The organism is Paenibacillus sp. WC2504, assembly GCF_052682475.1.
In genome coordinates this window covers 5,901,320-5,914,455 of record NZ_JBQZFH010000001.1, presented here as the reverse complement: position 1 = coordinate 5,914,455, position 13,136 = coordinate 5,901,320, and the positions used below count along the sequence as shown (strand labels likewise).

The 13,136-nt window shown below is 42.4% G+C and carries 9 protein-coding genes and 1 pseudogene; 9 read left to right on the top strand and 1 reads right to left on the bottom strand.

All coding sequences use genetic code 11. The annotated features are described in order from the left end of the window. Positions 1-26: 26 nt before the first annotated feature. The 9 genes from ACUN27_RS26570 (at position 27) to ACUN27_RS26530 (ending at position 12,041) form a co-directional block, all read left to right on the top strand. Positions 27-1,082, top strand: coding sequence for an autoinducer 2 ABC transporter substrate-binding protein (locus tag ACUN27_RS26570; protein ID WP_315954762.1), 1,056 nt, complete (start codon positions 27-29; stop codon positions 1,080-1,082). A 79-nt stretch (positions 1,083-1,161) separates the two neighbouring features. Beyond that, positions 1,162-2,700, top strand: coding sequence for a sugar ABC transporter ATP-binding protein (locus ACUN27_RS26565; RefSeq protein ID WP_445559805.1), 1,539 nt, complete (start codon positions 1,162-1,164; stop codon positions 2,698-2,700). Beyond that, entirely contained in the window at positions 2,697-3,656 is a 960-nt protein-coding gene (locus ACUN27_RS26560) for an ABC transporter permease (protein ID WP_315954760.1), read from the top strand. Before ACUN27_RS26565 ends, ACUN27_RS26560 begins: the two co-directional genes overlap by 4 nt. Further along, on the top strand, positions 3,653-4,636 hold the full coding sequence (locus tag ACUN27_RS26555) for an ABC transporter permease (protein WP_315954759.1): 984 nt from the start codon (positions 3,653-3,655) through the stop codon (positions 4,634-4,636). Before ACUN27_RS26560 ends, ACUN27_RS26555 begins: the two co-directional genes overlap by 4 nt. A 47-nt stretch (positions 4,637-4,683) precedes the next feature. Next, entirely contained in the window at positions 4,684-4,842 is a 159-nt protein-coding gene (locus tag ACUN27_RS26550; RefSeq protein ID WP_315954758.1) for a hypothetical protein, read from the top strand. Between the two features lie 328 nt (positions 4,843-5,170). Next, the gene (locus ACUN27_RS26545; protein WP_445559804.1) at positions 5,171-5,605 is read left to right on the top strand and encodes a HAMP domain-containing protein; all 435 of its coding nucleotides are present in this window, start codon (positions 5,171-5,173) and stop codon (positions 5,603-5,605) included. Between the two features lie 15 nt (positions 5,606-5,620). Next, positions 5,621-5,794 carry a hypothetical protein gene (locus tag ACUN27_RS26540; protein ID WP_445559803.1) on the top strand — a complete coding sequence of 58 codons (174 nt, stop codon included), beginning with the start codon at positions 5,621-5,623 and terminating at the stop codon, positions 5,792-5,794. Between the two features lie 221 nt (positions 5,795-6,015). Beyond that, positions 6,016-10,899: a family 78 glycoside hydrolase catalytic domain gene (locus ACUN27_RS26535; RefSeq protein ID WP_445559802.1), complete on the top strand. Its 4,884-nt coding sequence runs from the start codon at positions 6,016-6,018 to the stop codon at positions 10,897-10,899. Positions 10,900-11,024: 125 nt separating this feature from the next. Beyond that, entirely contained in the window at positions 11,025-12,041 is a 1,017-nt protein-coding gene (locus tag ACUN27_RS26530; protein WP_445559801.1) for an S-layer homology domain-containing protein, read from the top strand. A gap of 175 nt (positions 12,042-12,216) precedes the next feature. Here ACUN27_RS26530 and ACUN27_RS26525 read toward each other — a convergent pair. Continuing rightward, positions 12,217-12,909 (bottom strand): annotated as a pseudogene (locus ACUN27_RS26525) (DUF3231 family protein); the annotation flags it as partial. Positions 12,910-13,136 lie beyond the last annotated feature (227 nt).

The window sequence follows — 13,136 nt, the reverse complement described above, 5'->3', positions numbered from 1 at the left end:
TAGAACTAAAAGGGAGGAAATAAAAAATGTTGCAATCCAAAAAAATGCTAGGTACGGTTTTATGTAGTTTTCTTGCTATGTCCATCATGGCTGGATGTTCAAACGGAGGGAGCACTTCCTTCACTTCATCCAATTCCCCATCCACGGATAACAAAACGACTGCAACCACAGCTGCAAAGAAGGAATTTACGGTTGCTGTAGTACCTAAGCTTGTAGGTATTCCTTACTTTAACTCTGCACAAGCAGGCGCTGAACAAGCGGGAAAGGATTTGGGAATCAAAGTTATTTATACAGGCCCAACGCAAGCGGATGCCGCCCAACAATCGACGTTTATTCAGGATTTGATTACGAAAAAGGTAGACGCCATTGCCGTTTCAGCTAATGATCCAACAGCGATTGCTCCCGTACTCAAGAAGGCTCAAGCAGCAGGGATCAAAGTATTAACATGGGATGCAGATGCGCAAGCAGATTCACGAGATCTGTTCGTCAGCCAAACAAGTGATGAAGCTTTGGGTAGACATATTATGGATACACTTGCGCAACAAATGGGTGAAGAAGGCGAGTTTGCAATCATTACAGGGTCTCTGACAGCTGGGAACCTGAATACTTGGATGGATTATATGAAGAAACAAGCGGCTGAAAAGTATCCAAAAATGAAGTTAGACTCCGTAGTGCCGTGCGATGATGACCAGCAAAAAGCGCTCACGCAAGCGCAAAATCTGATCTCTGCGTACCCGAATCTGAAAGGAATCATCGGGAACAGCTCAGCGGCTGTGCCTGGTGCTGCAGAAGCTGTGAAAAAGGCGAACAAGAATGGTCAAATTAAAGTCGTTGGTTTGTCCACACCGAACCTAATGAAACCGTATTTGAAAGATAATTCGGCTCAAACGGCCACGTTATGGAGTCCGAAAAAACTGGGCTATTTAACTGTAGCTGCTGCGAAAGATCTACTAGATGGTAAAACGCTGACAGATGGACAAGACATTCCAAATGTAGGTAAAGTATCTATCCAAGGGAAAGTCCTTATCATGGGACAGCCAACCGATTTCACCAAGGATAATGTGGATCAATACGACTTCTAAATTAACGTATTAGACAAGGAATCCCTAATCGTTAGAGGTTAGGGATTCTGCCATTATTTAATAGAAAGGGGTGCCTATTGTGACAAATTCATTATGGTTAGAATTAGATGCTATAACCAAGCAATATCCTGGGGTTAAAGCGCTAGATCAAGTATCGCTGCAAGTAAGAAGGGGGGAAGTTCACGCAATCGTAGGGGAGAACGGGGCGGGGAAATCCACATTGATTAAAGTGCTGGCAGGGGTCATTCAACCGGATCAGGGCAGAATCATGATTGAAGGCAAGGAAGTCGTTATCCAGAGTCCAACGCAAGCAAGAAAGTTAGGTATCACTGTCATCTATCAGGATCTTAGCTTGTTTCCTAATTTAACCGTAGCAGAAAATATCGCCTTAGGAGAAAGTGACGAACAAAGCACCTCGTTCATTTCTTGGAAGAAGATGACTATAAAGGCCCAAGCTGCTTTGGACCGCTTAGGCATAGAGCTTGATCTGAATACTAAGCTATCCGAATTATCTGTAGGTAAACAGCAGTTGGTTGCGATTGCGCGAGCTTTAGTTAGCGATTGTAAGCTGTTAATTATGGATGAACCTACATCCTCGCTTTCCCGAATGGAAGTCGGATATTTATTCCAGGCTGCAATGGGATTAAAGCGTGATGGCATTGCCATCGTATTTATCGGTCATAAATTCGATGAAATTTACAGACTCTGTGACACGGCAACCGTGTTAAGGGATGGACAGTATATAACTTCAGGCTCGCTGAAAGATTTCACGCAGGAAGCTCTGGTGGAATTCATGGTAGGCCGCAAATTAACTAATTTGTATCACAAAATTCCTGTTCAAATCGGAGACATCTTGCTGCAGGTGAATGAGTTGACCAAAGCGGGGCAATTCGAGAATATCAGTTTTAGGGTAAGAGCAGGGGAGATTGTCGGCATTACAGGCTTAGTTGGTGCTGGAAGAAGTAAATTGGCTGAATCGATATTCGGTTTGAATCCTCCAGATCAAGGGAGTGTATCTATGAAAGGCGTGCGCATTGATCTGAAGTCGGTGAGCGCATGTATTCATTCTGGTTTGGCACTAGTGCCAGAAAGTAGACAAATTCAAGGTTTGGCCATGAAGTTGTCCATGCAACACAACACGACGCTTAGCATTATGCAAAGGATTACCCGCTCTAGGTGGTTCCTGAAGCCCAAAGATGAGCGGTCCATCACGGAAGACTATATTCAGAAGTTGTCGATTCGACCTCCCTACCCTCACATTCAAGTAGATAAGCTAAGCGGAGGTAATCAGCAAAAGGTCGTCCTTGCCAAATGGATTGCGACCAATCCGTCTATTCTTATTCTTGATGAGCCTACCAATGGCGTTGATATCGGAGCGAAAGCTGAAATATATAAAGTAGTCAATGAAATGGTGCAAAAGGGGATTGGTGTAATCCTTATTTCTTCAGAACTACCTGAGATTCTCTCCATGAGCGATCGCATTCTGGTCATGTGCGAAGGTAAGCTTGCAGGCGAGTTGGATGCTAGGCATACAACACAAGCTGCAGTCATGAAGCTTGCAGTACCAGGAATCAATAGGGAAGAGGATGAATCCAATGATGAGGTGGTGACAGCATGATGAAGCGATTACTTACAAGTAGAGAGTTCGGAGTTGCTCTATTACTCATTCTAGTCACACTCATTATGACCATGATTACGCCGAATTTTCTGACCTCAAGTAATGTAATGAATATTCTGATCACGAATTCCGTCCTCGGCATTATGTCCGTAGGAATGACAATCGTCATCCTAACAGGAGGGATCGACGTTTCTGTCGCCGCCATCCTAGCTGTGTCATCTGTCCTTGTAGCCAAATATGTCATCTCAACAGGAGCTAATCTGTACATGGCTTTTCTAGTTGGTGCTGGTTGCGGACTTGTTCTAGGATTACTGAATTCCTTATTTATTGTGTACGGGAAAATTCCCGCTATCATAGTCACGTTAGGAACGATGGGGATCTTCCGGGGAACGATTCTGCAAGTGACGAACGGGGAATGGATTGTTGGGTTCCCGGCATGGTACAGCAATTTAAACGCACAGAAGGTTGTAGGATTGCCGCTCTCTTTTCTTATTTTTCTGGGAATTGCCCTCATCAGCGGATTACTCTTGCGATACACGAGAATCGGCAGGCAAATTTATGCATTTGGTGGTAATGAGGAATCAGCCGTTCGTATCGGAATTCGCGTCAAAAGACTGCAAATTTTTGTGTACATGTACATGGGTTTAATCTGTGGGGTGGCGTCTGTCGTCTATGGTGCCATACAAGGCAGCGTTCAGCCTAATGCGGCAGTAGGATTTGAGTTAAGCATAGTCGCAGCGGTAGTTGTTGGAGGTGTCAATATTATGGGAGGAAGCGGATCGGTGCTTGGAACCGTACTAGGCGTTATGTTCCTTGGTCTGGTCAACAATGCGCTGGTGCTGGCTCATGTTGAAACGTATTGGCAGAATGTTGTTGTTGGCATGGTCATTTTGCTCGCCATTACGGTAGATGTGCTTAATCGCAAAGTGAAGCTCACGAGGAGGGCCAGGGCATGAAACCTAAGAACTGGCTTACGAATGAAATGCTGCTTCTCTTGCTGCTGCTTGCTCTCCTTGTCTTTTTGGGCTTGCAAAGTGATGTATTTCTGACAGTGGACAATTTATTATCGATAACCGTGCAGCTGGCCGAATTGGGGATTTTGTCACTAGGTATGACATTGATTATTCTAACGGCAGGCATTGATCTTTCATTAGGAAATCTAGTTGGTCTTCTAGCTGTCGTTACCGGATATTTGCTTAATAAAGGCCTGCCGATTCTGATTGTTATTCCGCTTGTACTTGTGGTTGCCGTATGTTGTGGATTATTTAATGGATTTTTTGTAGCAAAATTAAAGATTTCGCCAATCCTGGTTACATTGGCAACGATGACTTTCTTTAACGGTATTGCGCTCGTTTTGAGTAAAGGTAAGGCATTTTCCGGATTTTCAGAATCTTTTTATATATGGGGACAAGGATCAATCTTCGGAATTCCCGTACAATCCATTATTCTGATTGTTTTAGTCATCCTCATGTGCCTTATCATGGCTTATACTCCGTGGGGACGTTCCGTTTATGCGATTGGAAGTAGTGAGAAGTCGGCCAAGTTCTCGGGCATCCAGGTAACCAAAGTGTTAATTGGGGTCTATGTGATTGCAGCCGTGCTGGCAGGAATTGTGGCGATCATTATGACATCCCGCGTTGCAACGGCTCGAGCTGATATGGGATCTATTTATTTGATGCAGAGCATATCTGCTGTTGTACTCGGGGGGACTGTTCTCTCCGGAGGCAAAGGGAAAATGATTGGAACGATGCTGGGATGCTGTATCTTTGCTGTTCTGTCCAATGGCTTGAATCTCTTGAGTGTGGCTCCATTTATAAAAGATGTGATTCAAGGCAGTATTCTGATTCTCGTTTTATTGATTCAGCACGCCATGGGCTTCCGCAAGCTGGCTTCTTGGGGGAAATGGATCAAACCATCCATTAGCAAAGGTGTGTAACAAAGTTCTCTTATCAAAGTCTCACGCGGAAGCAGGTGGAAGGTAAGATGAAGAAGATTCCGATAAAATTTCGCACGAAATTATTTATCACCTATCTGACACTCGTATCCTTCCCGCTTTTGTTTCTGGGGTACTTCTCCTATCAACAGTATGTTGAATCGATCGAAAAAAATGTGGGGGAATATGTTCCTGCCCTCTTAACATAGTCCAACTTCAACATCAATAAGTATATGTCGGAGCTATACGAAACACCTGACGTTATAGCTAAATCAAATGAAGTCATGGCTATCCTGCGGAAGAAACAATCTGGATCTATACTTCATCCAGCGAGCAGGATGCTTTTTTTGTGCAGTCGTATCTGGCAAGCAATATCGTAAACGGCAGACATCAAGATGTCATTGCTGTGAACTATATTTCCATCTATAAGCAAATCTACGATACGGATAATATGATTCCGCTTTGTAGGTACTGCTCATTGTCAATCTCAGTGAAATTTCCAAAATATGCGATCTGATCCCGTTTTCAACAAACGGTATGTTGTTTATTACGAACAAGCTGGGCCAAATCGTCTATCATAACGATAAAAATTTAATCGGAAAAAGCACATGGGAGTCCTCCGCTTTGCGAATGGAGAACGTTACAGTTGTGAGGGAAGTCAATCATTCGCGCATGCTTGTCAGTGCTAATCATTCTATCTATACGGATTGGACATTCGTCACGATTAATCCAATAAAAGAATTAACCAAAGAAACAATCTGGATTCGTAATGTTACCCTTGCTATTTTTTCAATTTGTTTAATTATCGTCGTAATCGTATCGGCGATTGTTTCACAAACGGTGACGAGTCCAATTCGAACTCTGCAGAGGCTTATGGGGAAAGTGGAGAAGGGGAATTTCGATGTTTCCTTCCCCATCCGTCAGAAAGATGAAATTGGAGAACTCGGTTATAGCTTTAATCATATGGTTTAGCGCATTCAAGAGCTGGTGCAGAAGGTGTATCAGGTCGAGATCATCGTTTCAGACAATGGTGCCGGCATTTCTGAGGACTTGCTGCAACTACTTAGAGATAGGCTTAAGGATACGACGCAAGAACATGCTGCTGGCGGTATTGGATTAATCAATGTACGTAGTCGTGTCCGCTTCATGTATGGAATCTAATTATGGTATTCAAATGGAGAGCTTAAAAAAGCAGGGTACTAAGATGTCTGTTCTGATCCCATACCTTCAATTTCCATAGATTTACCTCAGTCAAGAGATAAAGAATAGACACCTATTCCAAAGATTGGATGCCTATTCAGTGGTAAAACCATTACCCTATAATTAAAGCAAGATGACGAAAGTTATTCGAAAGAGAAACTAGTATAGCGGAGGTAAATAACATGGCGAGCCAACGTACGATGCAAAACAAGTTCAAAAAGAGAGCGCTAACATCGTTGCTGATCTTCTCGATGTTGCCCACGATGTTAGTGCCGGCGACGATATTTGCCAATGAGAGCGAAGCTCCCAGCACGGCGAATGTTGCCGACGCCACGTTCCGAGTCAAGAATTTAAAGACCGAGCAAGCGGTCAATCCATTAGGACTCGATACGTTAAAACCACGCTTGAGTTGGCAGATGGGTTCTGAAGCACGCTCGCAGAAGCAGACAGCCTATCAAGTGCTGGTGGCATCAACGCCAGAGCTGCTTTCACAGGATCAAGGCGATGTATGGGATAGTGGGAAGTTGCTATCTGATCAATCCGCTAACGTAGCGTATGCGGGGGAGGAACTGCAAACGAGCCACCGTTACTACTGGAAGGTACGAATATGGGATAAAGACGACCAAATGTCCGATTGGAGTGTACAAGATTGGTGGGAAATGGGTTTGCTGAAGCCATCCGATTGGAAGGCCAGCTGGATTACAGTCCCTAATGAGCAAATACCTATTAACCGCAAATATTCGATAGATCTCGATTTTACGATCTTAGAAGCTGCTGCCGGGTTTGTTTTCGGCTCACAAGATTCATCCCATTTTTATATGTGGCAGATTAATGTAAAAGATAAGCCATATGCTCAATTTAGACCGCATAAATGGAATCCTAATCCTAGTGTAATTAAGGAAAAAAACATTTCTTCTATCATCCCGGATGCGGCAAAGCTAAATACAGCACATCATATGAAAATAGATGTGAACGGCGATCAAATATCAACTTATGTAGACCAGCAATTAGTCGATACCTTGCAGGATAGTAGTTTTTCACTCGGGAAAATTGGTTTCAGACAGCATAAGGATAACTTAACTAATGAGCGTGCGAGTTTCGATAATATTAATATCAAAGATGAAAATGGAAACTCAGTGTTTACGGAAGATTTTTCAGATCCTGATAAGAACGTTTTCGGCGCTGGAAAGATTGAGAACGGTCAATTAGTGCTGGGTGAATTGGCAAGTGATCTTGTCATTAAGCAGAGTCAAATGCACGTACCGCAGCTTCGCAAGGCTTTTACAATTACGAAACCAGTAAAGAAAGCGACCGTATATGCGACTGCGCTTGGTTTATATGAATTAAGCATGAACGGACACCGTGTGGGGGAAGACCATCTTGCCCCGGGTTTTACGGATTATAACCAATTTGTTCAATATCAAGCCTATGATGTCACCGGAATGCTCGAGAGTGGACATAATGCGTTAGGAGCTTTACTAGGAGACGGTTGGTATTCTGGTCATGTGGCGATGGCTGGTGAAAATATTTATGGTGATAAACCAGAGATGCTGCTTCAAATGAATGTAGAATATCAGGATGGTACGAAAGATGAAATTGTTTCGGATTCATCGTGGAAGATTTACACTTCTGGTCCCATCATTGCATCGGATTTATTAATGGGGGAAACGTATGATGCCCGTAATGAAACAAAATCATGGGATAAGCCTGCATATGATGATACAAATTGGATCGAAGCGCAGAGTGTGAATGATTATAAAGGCAAACTGACCGCGCAAGTAGGTCCAAGTGTTCAGGCAACTCAGGAGTTAACGCCAAAAGCAATTACGCAGCCAACTCCAGGAGTGTATATTTTTGATTTAGGGCAAAATATGGTTGGATGGGCTCGCTTAAAAGCGACAGGGGCTCTCGGAAGCAAAGTACAGATGCGTTTCGGTGAAATGTTAAATGATGACGGGTCACTCTACACGGCTAACTTACGAACAGCGAAGCAAACGGATGTATACACGCTAAAAGGTGAGGGGCTCGAAGTTTATGAACCCCATTTTACGTTCCATGGTTTCCGCTATGTCGAAATAACAGGATATCCTGGTGTTCCAACGTTAGATAGTATTACAGGTGTTGTCGTCCATTCGAATTTGGAGCCGTCGGCAACATTTGAAACTTCAAACAGTATGGTGAATCAGATATACAGTAACATTGTTTGGGGACAAAGAGGTAATTTCCTAAGCATTCCTACAGATTGTCCGCAGCGCGATGAAAGAATGGGATGGACGGGAGACGCGCAGATTTTCTCTCGTACTGCAAGCTATAACATGAATACGATGACATTTTTCGAGAAATATATGCGTGATGTGGTGTCTGGTCAAAATGCTAATGGCGCCTTCCCTGATGTAGCACCTCATGTTTCTATCTTCGGAGAAGGTAATAACGCTTGGGGGGATGTCGGAGTTATTGTTCCATGGACGGTTTACTTAACCTATAATGACAAACGTATCATTGAGGATAACTATGCAGCCATGGTCAAATGGATCGATTACCTTAAGACGAACAGCAACAGCTTGATTCGTCCAGATAGCGGTTTTGGCGATTGGTTGAACATTGAAGATGAAACGCCAAAAGATGTTTTAAACACGGCTTATTTTGCTTACAGTACAATGCTAATGTCAAAAATGGCGAAAGTCATTGGCAACGAAGTGGATGCGCAAAAGTACGATTCTCTCTTTAATGATATTAAGACAGCATTCAATCAAGCATTTGTCGACAAAGACGGCCACATTAAAGGAAATACGCAAACAGGCTACGTGCTGGCTCTTCAAATGAATTTACTTCCTGAGGATAAACAACCTCTTAGTGCCAAATATCTCGTAGATCTTATTAAAGGCAGGGACTATCACTTGTCGACAGGATTTGTAGGTGTAGGTTATTTACTGCCTGTGCTTACGAAGGCGGGATACTCTGATGTTGCTTATCACTTACTGACCAACGACACATTCCCTTCGTGGGGCTATGAAATTAAAAACGGTGCGACTACCATCTGGGAACGTTGGAACTCCTACACCAAAGAGGGCGGTTTCGGAGATGTGGGTATGAACTCGTTTAATCATTATTCGTTAGGCTCAGTAGGCGAGTGGATGTTCCGTTACGCAGCAGGTATTGAAGCGGATCCAGATCAACCAGGATTCAAACATACGATCATCCAACCGACAGTAGGTGGCGAATTCCAACACGTGAATGCGGAATATGACTCGTTCTACGGTAAAATCACTAGTGGTTGGAAGGTAGATGGGAACAATTTCTCATTGGATGTGACGATTCCCGCGAATACCACAGCAACTGTGTATGTGCCGACTAATGATCAGCATACAGTCAAAGAAGGCGGGAAAAGTATAGAGGAAGTAGCAGGAATCCGTTATGTAAAGATGGATAACGGAAAAGCCGTTTATGAAGTAGGATCCGGGAGCTATTCATTCACTTCTCTTTTGACGATTACAGGAAGTCCGCTGAGTTCTGTCAGCTTAAACAGTGATCAGGCGAAAATGATAGTCGGCCAGACGACTCAACTGAACGTAACCGCGAAAAAAGAAAATGGAGTTGCGATAGATCTGGCTAAAGCTCAGACTGCTTATAAAAGTAGTAATGCAAACGTGGCAACTGTAGATGCAGCAGGTAAGGTGAAAGCTGTAGGTTTTGGTAATGTTAAAATAACTGTTGATGTAACGTATGAGGGTATCACAGTTTCATCGTCCAATTTCATTTTTGTAACGAATGGGACTAATTTGGCTTTAGGGAAAAAAGCGAGCAGCAATAATACAATAACAGTTGCTCCGACTTGGAATATCTCTAATTTGACAGATGGAAATTTGGATCTAAAATATTCCAGCGATGGATTTGTCTCAAATGACGTGACCAATAATCCAATATGGGTTGAAATTGATTTAGGCAGCGCAAAACCATTCAACAATCTCGTATTATACCCGAGAACGGATTCAAGGACACCGGATGGGCAGATTGCATCCTTCCCAACAAATTTTGATATCCAGGTGAAGTCAGATAACGGTGAATACAAAACGGTGAAACAAATCAGAGGACAGACAACGTTTGAAGCCAGCGAGCCTCAAAGATATTATTTTGCAACTGAAAACGCAAGGTATGTGAGAGTAGTAGTCACTCAATTTGGACCCAAGCCTCACGATGATGTCTTTTATAGATTCCAATTAGCAGAAACAGAAATCTATAATGTTGAAGCACAAACTATGTTAACCGGCCCGTCTGTCGTTACTTCTGGTCAGGCATTTGATATTGCTTATGGATTGTCAGGCGTGACGGATAACGTATACGCACAAGATTTAACCTTAACGTATGACCCGGCACAAATGGAATTCCTATCCGTTGATTCATTGTTTACTAATCTGGAAATTGCGGCCATATCAGATGTAACAAAAAATTCAGGTAAAGTAAGAATCTTATCCGCACTGGTCGGAGGAGATCATACTGTCAATGGTGATTTACTGGCGTTTCACATGAGAGCAAAATCGTCATCCACGGCAGCAACTGTAACACTGTCTGACGTAATTTTTGCCAATGGAAATGGCGCTGAAAAGAATATTACTGGTACCTCATATAGTGTGCAAATCGCGGCTTCAATCCATAAAGAGGAACTTATTGCTCTTATTGCAGACGCTCAAGCAAAGCACGATGCAGCTGTTGAAGGTACCCACACAGGCCAATATCCAGTCGGATCCAGAGCTACACTACAGGCAGCTATCGACAAAGCTCAATCCGTTGTCAATGATGCTTCTGTTACCCAGCAGCAGTTGGAACAAGCGACAGCCGAATTAACCAGCGGGCTTCAAGCATTTACTTCATCTATCATTATTTCGACTCCGGGAGATACGAACGGGGATGATAGAATCAGTATTGGAGATTTAGCTGTAATGGCTTCTTACTATGGCAAAAAATCCACGTATCCGAATTGGAATCTGTACAAAAAAGCGGATCTCAATAACGATGGAGTTATCGACATCGAAGACTTGGCCGCATTGGCAAGACTGATTATCGGTTAATTGTAAAGCAAAATGCAATAATGAAGGAGCGGCTGCAAGGCTATATGTACTTGCGGCCGCTTTTAAGTACGCATAAATCAAACGATGCATTATCGAGCAAGCAATTGTAGAAAGGATGATTCAAGTTGAAACGTAGAGTAATTCTAGCGGCATTAGCCTGCAATTTATGCTGTTCCTTAACCTTTAAAGCTCCTGCTTATGCGGAAGAAGCCTCCCAGTTTGTAATGAAAACCTCAGATGACGAATCAACGAGCGAATTTACCGTTACTTTACAAGGGGAAAATATTCAGGACTTATATGCTTATGAAGCGAAGATCTCCTTTGATGCAAGCAAGCTTGACGTCGTTAAAGCGGAGACAAAGTTTGAAGGTTTCTCTGTTTCTCCGATTGTGAAGAATAATGAAGTGACATTTGCACATACAAAGATTGGAAAAGTGGATGGCGATAATGGGAATCTCGACATTGGAACGATTCTTTTTAAAGCCAAGAAGGCAGGGGCTTCGAATATTATTTGGACATCGATAAAAATCGTGGATCACAATCTGAAAAGCCAATCTATTGCACTAAATAATTCAGCCAGCTTTGCGAAAATCTTCAGTGATCTTGTCGGCCATTGGGCCAAGTCGGATATTATGATGATGGTTAGTAAAAATATTGTGGAAGGCATGGATGACGATCATTTCTCACCAGATACGATTGTAACAAGAGCACAGTTTGCAACTTTAATCTCAAGAGCCTTAGACCTGAAGGAAAGCGCAAATCAAAATCCCTTCACAGACGTTGCGGCAGGCTCTTGGTATGAAGCGGCGGTGAATAGGGCGTACACAGCAGGACTTATTAATGGTGTTGCTGATCGTGAGTTTGCACCGGAGAAGTACATTACTCGGGAGGAAATGTTGGCGATGCTCATAAGGGCGAAAGCACAAGCAACGGGAACTAAAGTTGAAAATATATCGGCTGGTACAGCGATCCAATTCAGTGATGAGAGCAAAATCAGCGAGTGGGCGAAAAAGTTTGTTGATCTTGCTGTCAGTTCCGGATTAATGAATGGTAGAACAGAGCAAGAGTTTTTCCCGCAGGAACATGCAAGTAGAGCAGAAGCGGCAGTTGTACTCAAGAGGTTATTAGCAGGATTTAGATGAAAGCTGTCTGGGATATTTTTCGCAATAGACTTGGTGTTGTTGGTAATATACAGTTCTAGATACCCTTCTTCAATTTGACATTGTGGGCCTGATGAATACAACTATGTTTCGAGAAGCTGCAAGAGAAGGCGAATTAAAGGGCGTTCTTGATGTTTTGGAAGGGGAATGGGCCTCGTCCTTCTATAAACAATTTTCGAATTTCTTCCGATTTTACTACTTGGCTAAATGCCATGATTAATGCTTTGCTTGTTGCATTGTTTTCAATATTATCATATAAATGGGCAATTTCTAATGCGTGTAAAGGACGTACATGTCCCAAAAAACCATTTAAAAAACCTTGATGAACAAATTCAACTTTATCTGGAGCTGGAATAATAGGTGGTTTACTGATTAATCCTTTATTCATTAATATATCATTGATTTGTCCCATCAAAGCCATGGTGGAATCCATACAATAAATAAAAAAATTCTTTACATCCATCCTATAAACAAGTGGTACGGCTACGTTATAAATACTCATTCCTGCTTTACATACATATTTCAAGTAATGAACATAGTATATATCTTCAAACAAACGAGGAGCACCAAGGTTAACGTCTTCTTCGGAAAAACCGTTAGGAATTGGAAAGTTTTCTTTATTGAAAATATCTTTCGTTGTTTTTATGAACTCTACGCATAAATTTAATGCATTCTCTAATAAAGTTTTGATCTCTCCGTCTTCAACGTGTTGAAGGTAATAGCTTAATATACATTTTGACATGCTGTTTCCCATATATGTTGCCCAAAGTTTACCCATTTCTGCTGATGTTAGTTTTTCACTGATATTCGATTTAGTTGAACCAAGCTTTATGGGTTTAATTAATTCCATGGTATAAACTCCCTAATTAATTTTTGATTAGTATTTTCCTCCATTCGAAATCATATTCCGAACGCAATACTGAAATTGGACAGGGGTATTAGCCTAAGAAAATGGCTAACGAATTGCAGACATCAATAATTACAACAAATCATTATTGATATGATTCGATGGCCAGCTAGTGTGTTCATTACGGATAACGATAGTGAGGAGTTGCCTCGCGGCAGCTCATATTTTAA